Consider the following 18644-nt stretch of genomic DNA (forward strand, 5'->3'; position numbering starts at 1 on the left):
ATTATGAACGTATTACAAACCGCAGATTATATAGTCTTCTTTATTTATTTTGTTTTAGTTACAGCCTATGGAATGTATATTTATAGGAGTAAGAAAAACACATCGAGCAGTTCTCAGGAATATTTTCTGGCTGAAGGATCACTCACCTGGTGGGCTATTGGTGCTTCATTGATAGCGTCCAATATTTCGGCAGAACATTTTATAGGAATGAGCGGTTCTGGTTTTGCACTGGGACTGGCTATTGCGTCTTACGAATGGATGGCAGCCGCTACATTAATTTTGGTAGCCATATTTATTTTACCGGTCTATCTTAAAAACAAGATATTTACGATGCCGCAGTTTTTGGCAAAAAGATACAATGGTTCCGTAAGTACTATAATGGCGGTCATTTGGTTATTGATATATGTGTTTGTAAATCTTACTTCCATTATTTACTTAGGAGCTTTGGCAATTTCGTCTATCGCACCAGTTAGTTTTGAATTTTGTATTATAGGATTGAGTCTGTTCTCGGTTATTGTTACTTTGGGCGGAATGAAGGTCATAGGGTACACCGATATTTTTCAGGTTGTAGTATTAATATTGGGAGGTCTGGTTACTACTTATTTGTCGCTGACTCTGCTTTCGGAGCAGTTTGGTTTTGGGAAAGACATTTTTAAAGCGCTGTCAGTTATAGCTGAAAAAGCACCAGATCACCTGCACATGATATTTGATAAATCCAGTCCTCATTATGCAGAACTTCCAGGAATGTCTGTACTTATAGGCGGAATGCTTATTAATAATCTAGCGTATTGGGGCTGTAATCAGTATATTGTTCAAAGAGCTTTGGGAGCCGATTTGAAAACGGCTCGTAAAGGTATTCTGTTTGCTGCTTTTTTAAAGTTATTAGTTCCAATTATTGCTGTACTGCCGGGTATCGCTATGTATGTAATGCATCAAAACGGAATGTTTCAGCAGGAAATGGTAGATGCTGCAGGTGTACTGAAACCTGACCACGCTTACCCAACTTTGATGAATTTACTGCCTGCCGGATTAAAAGGAATAGCCTTGGCAGCTCTCACAGCGGCAATTGTTGCTTCTTTGGCAGGTAAGGCAAACAGTATTTCGACAATTTTTTCTTTAGACATTTATAAAAAATATTTTAATACAAATGCTTCGGAAAGGAAATTGGTTCTTACCGGAAGATGGTGCGTAGTAATCTGTATGGCTATTGCGGCTGTAGTTGCTCCTGCATTAAAATCATTAGATCAGGCATATCAGTTTATACAGGAATATGTTGGGTTTTTCTCACCAGGGGTTCTTGCTATTTTTCTATTGGGAATGTTCTGGAAAAGGACTACTGCATCAGCAGGACTTGCCGGTGCTTTCCTTACGGTTCCTATCGCGGCAGTATTAAAATTCCTGCCGATGTGGACCAATGGTGCTTTTCCTGATTATCCGTTTTTGGACAGAATGACAATTGCTTTTTTTATCATAGTATTGCTAATGGTGGCGATAAGTCTTTTAAAACCTGAACCAAAAGAACAGCATGAAGCACACAAAATTGAAGTCGATACAGCAATGTTTAAAGTGTCATCTGAGTTTGTTATTGGATCATTCATCATCAGCGGCATATTAATAGCTTTATATACTGTTTTTTGGTAAATTTTGGAACAGCTTTTTATCAGATTCTGATGTTTTAATGTGAAAGACAGTTTGATTTTTTAACCATTAAGGGATTAAGGAAAATTAAGGTTTTGTTTGTTTGTTTCTTAATGAACCTTAATGTCTTAATGGTAGAAAAAAATATGAATGTTCATGAAATTCCCAGTAGAACCAAATTATTAAATAAGAATAAAATGATTTTGAATACCAGCAGTAAAATTTTTAAGAGTTATATCATTTTGCTTTTTCTTTTTCAGCTCAGTTTCAATTCGGAAATGTTTGCCAATAAAAGAAAAGATTTTCCGGTTACGGCTTTTGGTGCAGTGGCTGATGGTAAAACGCTAAATACTCAAGCGATTCAGAAAGCAATTGATGCTGCCAATAAGAAAGGAGGCGGAAGAGTTGTTTTTTCGAAAGGAAATTTTTTATCTGGGAGCATTATATTAAAAAGCGGAGTTGAGCTTTTTTTTGAAGAAGGAAGTACGCTGTTAGGAAGCATAAATCCTGATGATTATCCAAAATATAATGATGCACGCGCACTGATAATTTCCCACGCTCAAAAAAATATTGCCATTACTGGAAAAGGAATTATCGATGGTCAGGGGCGTGAGCTGGCTTTGGCGGTTGACAGTCTGCATCATACGGGAGTGCGGATAGACCCAAGTTACAATTACAGGAGACTCCGCCCGAATGACGGCAGGGGAAAATTGATTTTTCTTTCAGAATGTGATTCTATCAAAGTAACAGATGTGCTGCTGAAAAACAGTCCGGGCTGGGTTTTTTCAATGCGGAAATCAAAAAATATAATCATCGATTATGTCAAAGTCAACAGCCGCGCTTATTGGAATAATGATGGAATCGATATGGATGGATGCAGTAATGTCCGCGTAACCAATTGCGATATCAATGCTGCCGATGACGGCATTTGCCTGAAGTCGGATTCTCCGGGACTGTACAACGATAATTATTATATAGCTAATTGTTCCATTCGTTCCAGTTCCTGTGCTGTCAAATTCGGGACTGGTTCCTATGGAAGTTTCAAAAATATAACGATAGAAAACATTAAGGTATTTGATACTTTTAGATCGGCTGTTGCCATTGAATCTGTGGATGGTGCCGAAATTGAAAACATCAAGGTTTCGGATATTACTGCCGTAAATACTGGAAATGCGGTTCTGATTCGATTGGGACATAGAAACGGAGAGAAGCCAGGCTATATCAAAAATGTATCGGTAAAAAATATAAAAGTGCAGGTTCCTTTTGGCCGTCCCGATATTGATTATGATTTAAGAGGTCCGGAAGTAGATTATTTCCACAATCCATTTCCTGCTTCCATTGCTGGAATTCCTGGACATTCCATCGAAAACGTAACTTTGGAAAATATTGAAATCCAGTATTCGGGAAAAGCTTCGAAGGGTATGGCATATCTGCCTTTATGGCGTTTAAAAGACGTATTGGAAAACATAAAAGGATATCCTGAGTTTACGATGTTTGGTGAACTGCCGTCCTGGGGATTTTACGTTCGTCATGTTGACGGAATCCAAATGAAGAATATAAAACTGACGCTTGAAAAGGAGGATTTTCGTCCGGCATTTGTTTTTGATGATGTAAAAGGACTTGTGATGGAAAAAATTGATGTTCCTTCGGATAAAAACAATCAGATTATTTTTAAAGATGTTCCTTCAAGTAACCTTGATGCAGAAGCTTCAAAAAGAAAAAGTGAACCGAAACAGAGTACGTTTGAATTGCCTGCGAGGTGATTTAGACTTTGAAATAGTAAATAAAGATTTGAAAATAATCTTTTAATAAATAAAAAATATGATGAAGAAACATGTAATTACTTTGATCGTTTTTTGCCTGTCACTGAGCGTTGCTGCGCAAAAAGTATATGACGTTAAAAAATATGGAGCCAAAGGTGACGGAAAAACGAATGATGCCATTGCGATTCAAAAAGCGATTGATGCCTGCAGTGTTACAGGCGGACAGGTGTTGATACCAGCTCCGTTTACTTTTTTGACAGGACCTTTCAATGTGAAATCAAATGTAGATCTGCATATCGAGGGAGGTGCTAAAATTTTGGCAAGCCCGGATGAAAAATTATACACCGAAAGTGCTTTTCGTGCCAACAAAGGTGAGGGAACAATTTGGATTGGTGGCAAAAACATCGAGAATTTTACCATTAGCGGCAGCGGAAAAATAGACGGAAACGGAATTTCCTTTATGGGTGCCGAAGAGGAAGATGCTTATGTACTGAAACCTTTCAATATCCTGGACCCGCGTCCTCATGTGCTTACAATTATTGGAGGAAAAAACATTCGAATAAGAGATGTCCATATTGGAAATTCGGCCTATTGGACCGTTCATCTTATTGGGTGCAATGATGTTGTCATTAGCGGAATAACGTTGTTGAACAGCCTGAAAGTCCGCAACAGTGATGGAATTGATATTGACCACAGCAAGAATGTCCGCATCAGCGATTGTTATATAGAAAGCGGTGATGACTGCATCTGCCTAAAAAACAGAAGAGAATTTGAAGAATTTGGTTCCTGTGAGAATATTGTTGTGACCAACTGTACCATGACCAGCAGCAGCTGTGCCATCAAGATTGGTTCAGAGAATATGGATGCCATCAGACAGGTGATTATTAATAACTGCATTATTAAAAACAGTAACCGCGGTGTAGGAATTCAAAATCGTGATGAAGGAACGGTGAGCGATGTGATTTTTTCGAATATGATTATTGAAGGAAAATTAAAGACCGATACCTGGTGGGGAAAAGCAGAACCTATTTATGTAACTGCTTACAGTCGTGCGAGCGGCAACCACAAAGATGCCAATTGGCGTTTTCCAAAAGGAGCAACTGAAGGAAAAGTGGGGACAGTAAGCAATATTTATTTTACCAATATCCAATGTACAGGTGAAAATGGTGTTTATGTGAGCGGCGAATCGAAGGATAAAATTAAGAATATAGTTTTTGAGGGAGTGAGTGTTTCTATTGATAAAACATCCAATTTCCCAGGCGGGGTTTATGACCGCCGTCCTTCAAAAGCGGATGGTTTTGTAAAAGGCAGTACATCGGGATTTTATTTTGATACCGCAGAAAGTATAAAAGTTCAGAATTGTTCAGTGAGCTGGGGAAATAACAAACAGGACTATTTCAAACATGCAGTCGAAAGCAAAAATGTAGATGTTTTGAAAGTGAATAATTTAGATGGAGAATCGGCCTTTCCGGATAAATATGAAGCGGTGAAAAAGTAATAATATTTTAAATAAAACATTAAGTTTTTCTTTAAAATCAAAATATAATGAAAAATATTTTAGCTTTCTTTTGCTGTTTTTTTTTAATAGTCGCTCAGGCGCAGGATAACGATCAGAGTATTTTAACGCCTAAACCGGGGAGATTTCCTAAAGTTAATGCCGTTCGCGTTTTTGGAGTGCGTCCAAACAGTGAATTCATTTATAAAATTCCTGCAACTGGAGAAGGTACTTTGGTTTACAGTGTTGATAATTTGCCTTCGGGCTTATCTGTTGATTCCAGAAATGGTGTGATTACTGGAGTTTTAAAAGAAAAGGGTGATTTTACAGTCGTTTTAAAAGCGACAAATAAATTAGGATCCGATAAACGTGAAATGAAAATTAAAGTTGGAGATAAAATTTGTTTAACTCCGCCAATGGGATGGAACAGCTGGTATTCTTGGTCAGAATCCGTAGCCGATGATAAAATTCGTAAAACAGCTGTAGCTTTTGAAAAATTAGGATTAATTAATTACGGGTGGAATTATATTAATATTGATGATTGCTGGCAAGGTAAAAGAGAAGGAAAAGATTTTGCACTGCAATCCAATGAACGATTCCCTGATATGAAAGGTCTTTGTAATTATGTTCATAGTTTCGGTATGAAAATTGGAATTTATACAACGCCTTGGGTTAGTTCTTATGCCGGATTTACAGGAGGAACCTGCGACAATGCAGAAGGAAATTATGATGTATTTGCAATTTCGAAAGAAGACAGAAAACAAGTCAATCAAATATCAGGAAGTTATCCTGGGGTACACCGTAAAAATTTATCGCGAATTGGAGAATATTGGTTTTTAGACAAAGATGCAAAGCAATTTGCAGAATGGGGATTTGATTTTGTTAAGGTCGATTGGAAACCAAATGATATCAAGACTACAAAAAGATTTTCTGAAGATTTGTTAGGAAAAGGTCGTGATATCGTATTTTCGGTTTCTAATAATGCTCCAATTACAAATGCAGAAGGATTGTCTGCTTATTCCAATTTATGGAGAACTACTACAGATATTGAGGACAAATGGGAGAAAGTTCTAAGCATAGTTGATACACAATTCGAGTGGAGGCCTTATGTGGGACCAGGACATTGGAGTGATCCTGATATGCTGCAAATAGGGAATTTTGGAACTCCAAACAGCTTTGTCAAAAAAACAGTACCATCAAAATTAACAGCTGATGAGCAATATTCACAAGTTAGTTTTTGGGCTTTGCAGGCAGCTCCACTTATAATAAGCTGTAATTTAGATGAACTGGATGATTTTACATTATCTTTAATTACAAATAATGAAGTAATTGATATTGATCAGGATCCGTTAGGAATTTCAGCAGATAAATTTTGGTTAAAAAGTGATGAGATCAGAGTAATGTACAAAGCACTTTTTGACGGTAGTATCGCTGTTGGAATATTCAATACCACAGATTTAACAAAAGAATATACGCTGAAATTGAAAGAATTTCATTTTTTGAAAAAATATAAAATCAGAGATGTTTGGCGTCAGAAAGATCTCGGAGAGTTCTCAGATGAAATAAAAGTTAGTGTAAATCCTCATGGAGTCATGCTTTTAAAATTATCGAAATAAGTTTTTTAAATATTTAAATATTGATACATTTGAACATGTTTCAACATAAAATCTACATAATGAAAAACAATATAATTACAAAAATTATCATTGGCGGTTTGCTTTTTAATGGTCTTTATGGATTTGCCCAAAAGACAAATTTAGAAGTAGACGTTACTAAAACAATTACCAAAATCCAGCCCACGATGTTTGGTCTGTTTTTTGAAGATATCAATTTTGCCGCCGACGGAGGACTGTATGCCGAAATGGTAAAAAACCGTTCCTTCGAATTTGATAAACCATTAATGGGATGGGAGCAGCCTAATACTAAAAGATCTTCTTTGAATATGCAGTCGGGTACTGCAGTTCCTATCAAAGTATCGGAAAATAAAACCAATACTAATTTTTGCAGAGTTCTTGTAAATGATGACAAAGGATATGCAATTATCAATGAAGGTTTTAGAGGGATGGGTGTCAAAAAAGATGCGAAATACAATCTTTCTTTGAAGGCGGCTAATCATGACGGAGCCATAAAAAAAATAATCATTCAGTTTATTGATAAAGACAAGAAAGTTATTGGTGAAACCAGTATTGTGCCGGCATCAAATGAATGGAAATACTATACTGCACAATTTACAGCAACTCAGACTGAAGCAAAAGCAAAATTAAAAATAACTTTTGAAGGGACTGGAACTATTGATTTAGATATGATTTCACTGTTTCCGGAAGATACCTGGATGAATAGAAAAAATGGTTTGCGCAAAGATATTGTACAGCTTTTGTATGATATGAAACCAGGATTTTTACGTTTTCCAGGTGGCTGTATTGTAGAAGGAAGAACTTTGGCAGACCGTTATCAGTGGAAAAAATCAGTAGGAAATGTTGAGGATAGAAGAACGATGATGAACCGCTGGAATGTGGAGTTCAGTAATAAGCAGACTCCTGATTATTTTCAGAGTTTTGGTTTGGGATTCTATGAATATTTTCAGCTTTCAGAAGATATTGGGGCATCTCCATTACCTATTTTAAGCTGCGGAATGGCTTGTCAGTACAATACCGGTGAATTAGCTCCAGTAGAAGAATTAGATCCGTATATTCAAGATGCGCTGGATTTAATTGAATTTGCTAATGGAGCAGAGACGACAGCTTGGGGGAAACTCCGCACGGATATGGGACACCCAAAACCATTTAATCTTAAATTCATCGGAGTAGGAAATGAACAATGGGGACCGGATTATATAGAAAGGTATAAAGTTTTTGAAAAAGCAATTAAGGCAAAATATCCAAATATAACTATAGTGTCAGGAAGCGGACCATCTCCAGATGGCGAGCATTTTGATTTTGCTATGCAGGAACTTAAAAAGCTGGATGCCGAACTGATAGATGAACATTATTATAAAAGCCCGCAGTGGTTTAGAGAAAATGCTGCCCGTTATGACAAATACGACCGTAAAGGGCCAAAAATATTTGCAGGTGAATATGCTGCCCAAAGTCCTGCGGCTGACAAGTCAAGTAACAGAAACAATTGGGAATGCGCCTTTTCTGAAGCGGCTTTCATGACCGGACTGGAAAGAAATGCCGAAGTAGTGAATTTGTGTTCTTATGCTCCGTTAATGGCTCATGAAGATGCCTGGCAATGGACACCGGATATGATCTGGTTCAACAATTTGGAAGCTTTTGGCTCTGCTAATTATTATGTTCAAAAATTGTTTTCCCTCAATAAAGGAACTGATTTATTATCTATTACTAAAGACGGACAGCCGCTGACAGGACAAAACAGTTTGTATGCTTCTGCGGTGAAAGATGTTAATTCTAAAGAAATAATTGTAAAACTGGTAAATACAGCTGCTACAGCACAAGAAGTTACTGTTGATTTAAAAGGAAGTAAATTATTGTCAAAAGGAAGTATAATTACGCTTACCAGCCCAAATCTACAGGATGAAAATACTTTTGCCTCTCCTAAAAAAATAAGTCCGACAGAAAACGAATACAATTTGAAAGGGGAGAAAGCACAGCTTAATCTGCCTGCTTATTCGGTTATTGTATTGAAAATTAAGATGAAATAATAAATAATGATAGATACTAAAAAAGCTTCAGAGGAATCTGAAGCTTTTTTAGTTATTGGAAGTAAGTCTATTTTTTATCAAAAACAATCTCGACAGGCAGTGAGCCTTGTTCTAAACCTTCAGCATCTGCTTTAACGGTTATTGTGCCGTTATCTTTTACTGCTTTAATAATCGCGATTGCTTTTCCTTGATAAGCTCTTACAGCTGGGCCTTGGTAACCATCGTGGTTTATGATATTTCCATTGTCTACAGCAATGATTTTGCCTGAATCGGTAATTGTGAATTTTATCTGATTATCGGCATTAGCGCATCTGATTCCTTTTTCGTCAACGATGGTGGCAGTAATAAAATTTACATCGTCCCAGTTGTTGGCAAGTACTGCATTGCTTTTGGTCAGGATAATTTTGGCTGGTTTTCCGGCAGAAGTGTGTTCTTCCTTGGCTACAGCTTTTCCGTTGTTTTTTCCAATTGCTTTTATTGTTCCTTGTTCAAAAGTGACATTCCATTCTCTTGGCGAATCATCTGCCGGTTTTTTTAATGTTCCTAATGATTTGTCGTTCAGAAAAAGCTCTACTTCGTCACAATTACTGTAAACATTTATTTTGGCATTGTCATAAGTGTCAAAATCACTTGGAGTCCAATCAGAAATCCAGAATCCAGCCCCAGCATTATCTGATTTTCTCACAATATGCACCACAGGTTTTGATGACCACCAGCTTTCTCTTTGCAGTGCCTCCTGTTTCCAGTTTCCAGCTCTGTCAAACAGCCCTTGATTATTGGTGGTTTCTGGCCAGTCGGCTTCTCCCAAGTAATCATAACCTGTCCATAAAAACTGTCCGGCCATATACGGTTTGTCTCTCAGTGCGAGCCATTGGCTAATTACATGGGTGTTTTCGGTACCAATAACTTTCCAGGTTGGATGCTCTTCATGCGCGGCAATTAATTCGTTTTCACGGTAATTCTGTCCTACAACATCCATTTGTTCTGCAAAACCGCTAAGATATACTTTGGAATTTGCTGGTCTGAAAAGAGCCATGGTTACAGGCTTGGTGCTGTCGTATTTTTTTACAACATCTTCCTGCATTTTATAAGTTTTGTAGCCTTCAGGATAACTAAGGTCATCGTGGATTTCATTCCCTATGCTGTAAATAACAATTGAAGGATGATTTCGGTCTCTCAAAATCATGTCTCTAGTATCTTGTTCCCACCAGTCCTTGAAGTATAAATTATATCCTTTTTCGCCATTATGCTTGGCGGCTGTCCAGGTATCGAAAGTTTCGTCCATAACCACAAATCCCATTTGATCGCACAAATCAAGAAACTCTGGAGCTACAGGATTGTGTGAGGTACGGATTCCGTTCACACCCACTTCTTTTAATTTTTTCAACCGCTCTTTCCAAACGCCTAGTGGCACTGCAGCGCCAACAGCACCACCGTCGTGATGAAGGCAGACTCCTTTTATTTTGTAATTTTTATTATTCAGCCAAAAACCAGTTTCGGCTCTAAATTCGGCATTTTTTATTCCAAATGTAATCGTTTGGCTGTCAATAAGTGTTTTGCCGGAATATAGTTTGGTTACCGCAGTATAGAGATTCGGGGCTTCAATATCCCATAATTTAGGATTTTGAATTTCAATATCTTTAGATAAATTGCTTGTTTTATCAATATTCTCTTGACTTTCGATTGATTTGACAGCCTTTCCTTTGCTGTCAATAATATCAATCTGTAATTTATAAGTTCCGGCAGCGCCACTGTTTTCTATCTCAGTTTTAATATTAACAATGGCTTTTTGAGTCGTCGCATTTGGAGTTGTAATCTGTGTCCCCCAATGTTTAAAATGTGTAGTATTTACAGCAGTTAATCGTACATGACGATAAATTCCGGCACCGGTATAATAACGGGAAGCAGGCTGGATTGAATTATCTGCACGCACTGCAATTACATTGGTTTTGTCTTTTCCAAAATTTAAATAAGGAGTAAGATCATACGTGAAACTGATGTAGCCATAAGGGCGTCTGCCTAAATGGGTACCGTTAATCCATACATCGCTGTTTGCCATGACACCATCAAATTCTATGGAAAACATTTTATTAGCGTCGGTAGAATCTAATTGGAAGGTTTTGCGGTACCATCCAATTCCTGCTGGCAGATAACCGCCGCCACGGGCAGACGGGTTTTCTCGGTCATAAGGACCTTCGATACTCCAATCGTGCGGCACATCAAGTGTTTTCCATGTTTTGTCGTCAAATGTCGGTTTTTCGGCATTAGCGATTTCTCCTGCTTTAAACTGCCAGCTGGCATCAAAGGGGATTGTTTTTCGTCCTTGAGAAAAAACGGCTGTCGTTGTAAATACCAAAACAAATAAGAAGCAGCGTATAAATAGCTGCACCTTTGTTTTTTTTAAATCCTTCATTCTTTTGGGGTTTAAGTTTTTAAAATTCTTATTTTAAAATCAGATTAATCTTTTTTAATTCTTCTTCGCTGAAAGCGGTATTTTCTAAGGCTTTAATTGAATCTAAAATTTGCGCAGGTCTGCTGGAACCAATTAATACCGAAGTCACTCTAGGGTCACGTAAAATCCAGGCCAATGCCATTTGTGCTAATTTTTGGCCTCTTTCTTCTGCAATAGTATTTAATGCTTTGATTTTATCCAGCCTTTCAGTGGTAATGTGACTTGCATTCAAAAATTGTCCGCTGGTAGCAACTCTTGAGTCAGCAGGAATTCCATTTATATATTTATCGGTTAGTAATCCCTGTGCTAATGGAGAAAAAGGGATACAGCCTACTTGTTCTTTTCCTAATAAATCCAAAAGTCCGTCTTCAATCCAGCGTTCGAACATCGAATATTTTGGCTGGTGAATTAAGCAGGGAGTTCCCATTTCTTTCAATATTTTAAAAGCCTTTGCAGCTTCAGCCGGGCGATAGTTAGAAATACCAGCATATAAAGCTTTTCCCTGCTGTACGATTAAGTTCAAAGCTGCCATTGTTTCTTCCAAAGGAGTTTCCGGATCTGGTCTGTGATGGTAAAAAATATCCACATATTCTAAATCCATTCTTTTTAAGCTTTGGTCTAAACTGGAGACTAAATATTTCTTGGATCCCCAGTCACCATAAGGACCGTCCCACATAGTGTAGCCGGCTTTGGATGAAATAATCATTTCATCTCTATAATTTTTGAAATCAGTTTTTAAAATTTTCCCAAAACATTCTTCTGCCGATCCTGGAGGCGGGCCATAATTATTAGCAAGATCAAAATGGGTAATTCCACTATCAAAAGCTGTTTTTATTAAGTTTCGGCTGTTTTCAAAATCGCTGTTTTGTCCGAAGTTGTGCCAAAGGCCTAGTGAAAAGGCTGAAAGTTTAAGCCCTGAATTTCCGCATCTGCGGTATTCCATATCGGCATATCTGTTTGCGGCTGGCTGGTATGTCATTTTTTTTAGTTTACGTAATCGTTTACGGTGATTAATTAATTTTTTTTAGTTCTTATTTGATGATTGCCTTAGAATTAAAGCTGGTGTTAGTATTCGTCTTTGCAGGTTTATTTTTTCTCCTTTCTTTGAAATTAATTCATAGATGAGATTGAATGCTTCTTCGCCCATCTGGACAGTTTTTTGGTCTACAGTCGAAAGGGAAGGCGTAATATGTTCACTGAATAAATCATTGCAGAAACCCATTACTCCAAATTGATTAGGCACATTAATTTCTCGTTCTTTTAATTCCTTTAAAGCACCAAGCGCCGTAAAATCTTCTGTGGCAAAAACGGCATCTGGTTTTTTTTCTAATTCTAAAAAATACTGCACGCCTTTTCTCCCGGCTTCAATACTGATGTCTCCGCTGTAAATCAGGTTTTGGTCAAAATTAATATTGTACTCATTTAAAGCTGCTTTATAGCCTCGGATTCTTTCTGTGAAAGCTTTAATTTGCTGTGGGCCCGAAATATGAGCAATTCTTTGATATCCTGATTTTATAAGGGATTCAGTTGCCATGAAGGCTCCCATATAATCATCAGTGCAGACGGACGAAATTTCTAGATCATCATTGGTACGGTCAAAAAAAGCAATTGGAATATTTTTCTTTTTGACCGATTCGAAGTGTGAAAAATCAATAGTATTTTTGGAAATAGAGGCTAAAATCCCATCAACTCGGGCTCCTATAAAAGTATCAATTCCTTTTTTTTCGAACTCTTCGTTTTCGTTGGACTGATAAATAAGTACATCATAACCGTGCTGGCTGGCTAAATTTGAAATGCCATGAATTACTGATCCGAAAAATAAATGTTCAGCTGTTGGAATTAGTACTCCAATAATTTTTGTTTTTCCCGAACGCAATGAAGAAGCAATTTTATTAGGTCTGTAGTCAAGGCGTTCTGCAGCAGCTTTAACTTTTTTCTTGGTGGATGCGCTTATTTCCGGATGATTGCTTAATGCACGAGAGACGGTCGCCGGAGCGATGCCTAATTCTTTTGCAATGTCGTTAAGAGTAATTTTTGTTTTCATTTTTTCGTAATCGATTACGAAAATAGATTATTATTTTGAATTTACCAATTCGTTCTGCTTGAAAAAACTGCTGATTTAGAAAGCAGTCTTTAAGTGCAGACTCCAATTGTCTTAATACTATTTATCTTATACTATTATTTGGGTTTCTTATAGATGAAAATTCGGGATTGATACCTTTTTTTTGATTTGAAATGTAGTGTCATCGTAAGTTTATAATAGAAAAGAAATCCTAACGCTGGATTGTTTTCTGGATACTGCTCCAAATTAATATGTCACAAGTTTTAAACTGACTTTTTATAGAGAGCTATGAAAGTGCTGCGATATATTAACTGGAAGCATAAAATAAAAGCTGACCTGTAAAATGCTTTTATAGAGGAAGAGGAGGTTTAGCCAGAAAATTTACGATCAAGGAACCAATAAAAAACATAAAAAAATGGAAAATTCAATCAGCTTAGAAAAACAAAAATGCCCTTATCTTGCTGAACAAGCATCAGCAACAGCGATAATTCCAGACATTACAACGCCGCTTGTATCAGCAACAAATCAGCCGCCAGTCATTGGTACTTCAAATCTGGGACTTTTAAATAATTTTATTGGTACTTGGAACAGCCCGACTGGAGCTGATGCTGCAGGTTACAATGTTATGCCTTTGCCTCAGACAGATGCTCCAAATGGCTACATCACTAAAAATTTTCCTTATTTTGAAGAAATTTCATTTTCGGCAATAGCCGGCGGAGCGCCAAACAGGGAAGGGCAGTTTACACAGTCCAGCGGTGTACTGTTTTATGAACAAAGAGTATACATAGCAGACAACGCCGATCCAAGCGGATCACAGCCAATTGAGAACACCTTGATTCATGCTGAAAATGGGACTTGGCTTTATCATGCTATACAAAATCAAATGGAAGGACCTTATGGACCAGGGACTGTTCCTGTCACAAATCCAATTCCAGTACAAAATCCAGCAACTCAATATAACAAACAAATTTCGGTGCCTCATGGTGTTTCCGTTTTGATGACGGGAGGACCGGTTGTATCTGGAACAGGAAATCCGGTTTTTCCAATAGCCGATAGAACTAAATTACCTTTTACGGATTCTTCTATAATTGATCCATCAACTTATTTGACACAGCAATTAAAAGGATTGAATAGTAAAGGTATTACTGTCGAGAGTTACTCAAGCATTACGGTTAGTACTACCAATGAAGGCGGTGCGGTAAGTAATATAAATTTTGAAAATTCCTTTGGGAAAGTGATTTCGATGGACACTACTTGGTATGTTGAAACTTTGAGTAATGGAAAAGTGCAGCTGCAGTACATTCAAAATATTGTTTTACAGTTTTTAATAAATGGTTTACCGACCCAATTTTTACATATTGATGCAAACACCTTACAGCTGGTAGAAACGTTTACTCAAGTGAATGCAAAACAGCCATGGCAGGAAACAGGAGTTACCGTACAGCCAGGAAGTCAGGTAACAGTAAGTTACAGTTCTGGTCAATGGACTGCAGATCCAGAAACAAATGGCGGCAATTTGTATGGAGCAGATGGATGCCCTGGTATTATCGTGACCCAGTCAGGTTATCCAATTCAAAATGTAAATATGGGATCTCTTATAGGACAAGTTGGGTCTAATGCTCCTTTCTATATTGGAAACGGTCCCGTTACAACTCCCGCAGGGGAAAGCGGAGCCTTAAAATTATGCATTAACGATGATTTAAATGGAGAATACGGAGCTGGATTGACTGACAATATTGGAAGTTTACAGGTGCGTATAAAAGTGTAAGAAGAACAAATGTGATGCTTAATTTAGAAAATCAAATAATGAAATCTACAAAAGAATTTACAGTTGCAGATTATCTGCTCACTCGGCTCAAGCAATTAAATGTTACCGAAATTTTTCAAATACCAGGTGATTATGTCAAGCACTTTACACAAGCCCTGGAAAATTTTGATGGAATCAAAACCATTGGAACTTCCAATGAATTAGACGCTTCTTATGCTGCAGATGCTTATGCACGTACCCGCGGGCTGGCTGCTGTATCCCTGCAGTATGGGGTAAGTACTTACAGCGCATTAAATGCTATTGCAGGAGCTTATGTAGAGCGCAGTCCTGTTGTGGTAATTAGTGCCACTCCCGGAGCAGATGCACGCCAGATCGGGAGTATGTACAATGTGCTTTATCATCATTCTACGGGTAATCTCAACGCGGATCAGGAAATTTACGAAAGAGTAACTGTTGCTGCCGAGACCTTGAGCAGTTCTGTAGATGCTCCAGAAAAAATCGATAAATTAATCATTACTGCACTTACGCACCAGCGTCCTGTATACATTGCATGTTATAAAGAGGTGTGGGGTGAGCCTTGCCCAAAGCCTTCAGATAAAAAATTAAAGCCTCAGATAATCAAAAGTGAAGCGGCGGCACTTGAGAATGCTGTTTCTCAAGCCTGGACTCAAATTACTGAGGCAAAATCGCCTTTGATTTTTGCAGGCGTAGAGATATTGCGGCACAATTTGTCCAGTCAGCTGGAAGAATTTATCAAATATAGCGGTATACTGTACACTACTACTTCACTGGGAAAAACGGTTCTGGATGAGGAGGGAGATAAATTTATTGGAACCTATTCAGATCAGGCATCTATACCCGAAGTGATAAAACTGGTCGAAGCTTCTGATTGTATCCTGTCTTTAGGGACGATTATTACAGATGATTATTTGTGGCTGGTAGAAAATAAGTTTTCGGATATGATTCAGGCAACCACAGAAGAAATGCGTGTTGGTTATTTTACGTATAATGATGTAACCTTAAAAGATTTTATTGAAGCATTAATAAAACGTTTTAAAAAAGCGGCAGAATATCCTTTAAAATCGGTGGCACCACCTCAGCCAAAATTTCCAGAGCCTTGGAAATCTAATTCGGATCCTAAATATGATAACACCCCCGAAGTAATAACATTCAATCGCTTTTTTGAAAATACGGTTTCTTTCTTGGAAAAGAACAAAATGCTTGAAGACATTGTCATGACTTTTGGCGTAAGCTCATCTATGTATGTGGCTACCAATATTTACGGATTATCAAAAAATGCTTTTATTTCTTCGGCAGCGTGGCAGTGTATTGGTTTTGAAACTGGTGCAGCTTCGGGTGCTCAGCTTGGAAGCGGCAAGCAGGCTTGGACTGTAGCCGGAGATGGCGGTTTTATGATGATTGCACAGTCACTTTCGACTTTGGTAAGGTACAATATCAACTCTGTGATATTTGTCATGAGTAACGGGGTATATGCTATTGAGCAGGTATATGTAGACATGGACTCGTTTAAGGCGGGACCAGAACATAAGTTTGATGAATTTGATATCCTTCCAAAATGGGATTATCAGGCACTTGCCAAAGCATTTGGCGCAAACAGTTACCGAGCCGAAACCGTAACAGAGTTAAACGAAGTACTTCTTGAACTCAAGAAAAAAACGAATCTTCCAAGTTTGGTAGAAATTGTAATTCCTCAAAAAGATCTGGCACAGCAAATGTCAAGATTGGGTAACGAATAAACAAAAAAACAAAAAAATATACAATCATGACTAATAAGAAAACATACTCTATTTTTGGAGCGGGTGCAGCTGGGCTCTATACTGCCTGGAGATTACTGGAAGGGAAATCCAAACATGATAAAAACGAAAAAATGCTTGTCAAAGGTGATGTGTTGGAACTCTACGACTGGGGGAAATATGATTTTTCCAAAAAAAATCCAGGTACGAGAGAGCCAGGCGCACGTGTCTGTACATGGCATTACAAGGACAATAAAGACAATTCGTATCTGGAATTGGGCGGTATGCGATATTCTTATTGGGACGGAAGTCCTGAAGGGGCTGGACATCGTGTAGTTACCAAAACTATAGAGAAACTTGATTTAAAGAAAGATTCCATTGAGTTTAATGAATCTGCGGATCCATTAATGTCTCTGCGTTCTAAAAATATGTATGTCTCAGACATTAATTCTAATCAGCCAGCTCCCTATTTTGCAAACAATTATGGTGAAGACGCTCCGCCGGATGATGGATTTACAACGATACAATCTGTAGCTATTACGCAAGAATCCGGACCTGTAACCAGAAGAGAGTGGTGCCGGTTTTATGCAGAAGGAAGAATCAATATTGATATGCCGGAAAGTTCAATCTTTCAAAAAGGAGATTTACTAAAAGATATAGGGTATTGGAATCTCGCTTATGACAGACTTGGACAAGAGGGATTTGGTTATCTGGCAGATGGTAACGGCTATAGTTCAAACGTAGTAAACAGCCATAGTGCCCAGTCCTTTAATGTTAATGACGAATTTACTCCTGGAACTGAATATAAAACGCTGGTAAAAGGATACTCCAGTTTATTTGATGCTTTATTCGAAGAAGTTGAAAAACTGGCAAAACAAAAAGGAATTACACTGAATTATTTTCCAGATACCAGATTACGTTCAATTCTGCATACTAAGGCTGGGATTCGTTTTACCACCGCAAAACGCGCAGCTCCTGATAAACTTGCCGAAAGTAAAATATGCAATGCTGCATTTCTTGCAATGCCTCGTGCGGCTATTGAACTGGTAGCTGAGGCAACGCGTTATACAGATGATGAAGGTCAGGATGTCTTGAACCACGAAAAAGTACAGCTCTATCTGGAATCTGTAATTATGGAACCTTCGTACAAAATAGGAATGTTTTTTACTACTCCTTGGTGGAGAACAACCGAGGCTGGAAGTCCAACGTATCCTGCCAAACTAACCAGTTATTTCCTAACACAGGAAGGAATTGCCAAACTTAAAAAAGAAAAATTTCCTTCTAATTATTTGAAAGCAATAGAATCAGCAAAAAATCCGGTTATTATAGGTGCATCATTTAACGATAAAATCAGTTTTATAGCTGCTGTAGAAAATGCAATTCAGGAACGCCTGACTTTTAAAGAAGAAAAGCAGATTACAGCTGTAGCCGAATTAGATACTATTGGTCCAAGTATTACCGATATGCCTATCCGGCAGGTGGTTTATTTTGGTGATAACGCCATAAATAAAAAGGGGGAAAAAGTGTATGGTATTCTGGCCAGTTATGATGACATTCAGTATACAACATTCTGGAAAGCTTTAGAGCTTGGGCCAAATGGAACACGTGAAATTCCGGAGTCCAGAGATTGCCAGCCGCTCGAAGGACCAAGAAAAGCCACGCCAGTAATGGTCAAAATGCTCCGTTCACAATTGGCAGCACTGCATTTTGGACCACAGGCTGATTATTCTTTTGTGCCTGAACCTTTGGAAACAAAATACATGGACTGGTCGCTGCCTCCTTTTAATGCAGGGTATCATGCTTATAAATCACACTATGATTTAGGTGACGTGCAAAGAAAAATTAGAAAACCGTCACAGCTCGTTCCAAAAACGGATTGCGATATTTTTATAGTTGGCGAAACGTATTCAAATGATCAGGCTTGGGTAGAAGGGGCATTTTGTACTGCCGAATCTGTTCTTAATGATTTTTTTGGTATCGAACCAATCATAGATGAAAAGTATTATCCTTTTATCTCTCCAGAATAATTCACTCTAACTAAATAAGGCAGA

11 protein-coding genes are annotated in these 18644 nt (G+C 37.9%); 8 read left to right on the forward strand and 3 right to left on the reverse strand.

What is annotated here, in order from left to right:
* The first annotated feature begins 3 nt into the window (after nt 1-3).
* The 5 genes from IRZ80_RS13495 (at nt 4) to IRZ80_RS13515 (ending at nt 8557) form a co-directional block, all read left to right on the forward strand.
* Nucleotides 4-1641 carry a sodium:solute symporter family transporter gene (locus IRZ80_RS13495; RefSeq protein WP_194642096.1) on the forward strand — a complete coding sequence of 546 codons (1638 nt, stop codon included), beginning with the start codon at nt 4-6 and terminating at the stop codon, nt 1639-1641.
* A 194-nt stretch (nt 1642-1835) separates the two neighbouring features.
* Nucleotides 1836-3401 (forward strand): glycoside hydrolase family 28 protein, encoded by a 1566-nt coding sequence (locus tag IRZ80_RS13500; protein WP_194642097.1) that lies wholly within the window; start codon nt 1836-1838, stop codon nt 3399-3401.
* Between the two features lie 58 nt (nt 3402-3459).
* Nucleotides 3460-4899 carry a glycoside hydrolase family 28 protein gene (locus IRZ80_RS13505; RefSeq protein WP_194642098.1) on the forward strand — a complete coding sequence of 480 codons (1440 nt, stop codon included), beginning with the start codon at nt 3460-3462 and terminating at the stop codon, nt 4897-4899.
* Nucleotides 4900-4946: 47 nt separating this feature from the next.
* Entirely contained in the window at nt 4947-6512 is a 1566-nt protein-coding gene (locus IRZ80_RS13510) for a putative Ig domain-containing protein (RefSeq protein ID WP_194642099.1), read from the forward strand.
* Between the two features lie 59 nt (nt 6513-6571).
* Nucleotides 6572-8557, forward strand: a complete 1986-nt coding sequence (locus IRZ80_RS13515) for an alpha-L-arabinofuranosidase C-terminal domain-containing protein (protein ID WP_194642100.1) — start codon at nt 6572-6574, stop codon at nt 8555-8557.
* A 67-nt stretch (nt 8558-8624) separates the two neighbouring features.
* Here the strand turns inward: IRZ80_RS13515 and IRZ80_RS13520 are convergent, their stop codons facing one another.
* Genes IRZ80_RS13520 through IRZ80_RS13530 form a run of 3 tightly spaced genes read right to left on the reverse strand, consistent with a single transcriptional unit; the run spans nt 8625 to nt 13053 of the window.
* The gene (locus IRZ80_RS13520; RefSeq protein WP_194642101.1) at nt 8625-10970 is read right to left on the reverse strand and encodes a glycoside hydrolase family 2 TIM barrel-domain containing protein; all 2346 of its coding nucleotides are present in this window, start codon (nt 10968-10970) and stop codon (nt 8625-8627) included.
* 28 nt (nt 10971-10998) lie between these two features.
* Nucleotides 10999-11988: an L-glyceraldehyde 3-phosphate reductase gene (gene mgrA / locus IRZ80_RS13525; RefSeq protein WP_194642102.1), complete on the reverse strand. Its 990-nt coding sequence runs from the start codon at nt 11986-11988 to the stop codon at nt 10999-11001.
* A gap of 45 nt (nt 11989-12033) precedes the next feature.
* Complete coding sequence (locus tag IRZ80_RS13530; protein WP_194642103.1) at nt 12034-13053, reverse strand: LacI family DNA-binding transcriptional regulator; 1020 nt, start codon at nt 13051-13053, stop codon at nt 12034-12036.
* Between the two features lie 433 nt (nt 13054-13486).
* Between IRZ80_RS13530 and IRZ80_RS13535 the strand changes: the two genes are divergently transcribed.
* From IRZ80_RS13535 to IRZ80_RS13545, 3 genes are read left to right on the forward strand one after another with little or no spacing between them, the layout of a single operon-like run.
* Nucleotides 13487-14839 (forward strand): heme-binding protein, encoded by a 1353-nt coding sequence (locus tag IRZ80_RS13535; protein WP_194642104.1) that lies wholly within the window; start codon nt 13487-13489, stop codon nt 14837-14839.
* Between the two features lie 38 nt (nt 14840-14877).
* Nucleotides 14878-16596, forward strand: coding sequence for an alpha-keto acid decarboxylase family protein (locus tag IRZ80_RS13540; protein WP_194642105.1), 1719 nt, complete (start codon nt 14878-14880; stop codon nt 16594-16596).
* A gap of 26 nt (nt 16597-16622) precedes the next feature.
* On the forward strand, nt 16623-18620 hold the full coding sequence (locus tag IRZ80_RS13545) for a hypothetical protein (RefSeq protein WP_194642106.1): 1998 nt from the start codon (nt 16623-16625) through the stop codon (nt 18618-18620).
* Nucleotides 18621-18644 lie beyond the last annotated feature (24 nt).

Origin of the sequence: Flavobacterium sp. HJJ (assembly GCF_015351475.1) — a bacterium.
Lineage (GTDB): Bacteria > Bacteroidota > Bacteroidia > Flavobacteriales > Flavobacteriaceae > Flavobacterium > Flavobacterium marginilacus.

Coding starts and splice junctions, on each gene's coding strand:
- IRZ80_RS13495 (WP_194642096.1), top strand. CDS start 4: ATGAACGTATTACAAACCGCAGATTATATAGTCTTCTTTATTTATTTT.
- IRZ80_RS13500 (WP_194642097.1), top strand. CDS start 1,836: ATGATTTTGAATACCAGCAGTAAAATTTTTAAGAGTTATATCATTTTG.
- IRZ80_RS13505 (WP_194642098.1), top strand. CDS start 3,460: ATGATGAAGAAACATGTAATTACTTTGATCGTTTTTTGCCTGTCACTG.
- IRZ80_RS13510 (WP_194642099.1), top strand. CDS start 4,947: ATGAAAAATATTTTAGCTTTCTTTTGCTGTTTTTTTTTAATAGTCGCT.
- IRZ80_RS13515 (WP_194642100.1), top strand. CDS start 6,572: ATGAAAAACAATATAATTACAAAAATTATCATTGGCGGTTTGCTTTTT.
- IRZ80_RS13520 (WP_194642101.1), bottom strand. CDS start 10,970: ATGAAGGATTTAAAAAAAACAAAGGTGCAGCTATTTATACGCTGCTTC.
- mgrA (WP_194642102.1), bottom strand. CDS start 11,988: ATGACATACCAGCCAGCCGCAAACAGATATGCCGATATGGAATACCGC.
- IRZ80_RS13530 (WP_194642103.1), bottom strand. CDS start 13,053: ATGAAAACAAAAATTACTCTTAACGACATTGCAAAAGAATTAGGCATC.
- IRZ80_RS13535 (WP_194642104.1), top strand. CDS start 13,487: ATGGAAAATTCAATCAGCTTAGAAAAACAAAAATGCCCTTATCTTGCT.
- IRZ80_RS13540 (WP_194642105.1), top strand. CDS start 14,878: ATGAAATCTACAAAAGAATTTACAGTTGCAGATTATCTGCTCACTCGG.
- IRZ80_RS13545 (WP_194642106.1), top strand. CDS start 16,623: ATGACTAATAAGAAAACATACTCTATTTTTGGAGCGGGTGCAGCTGGG.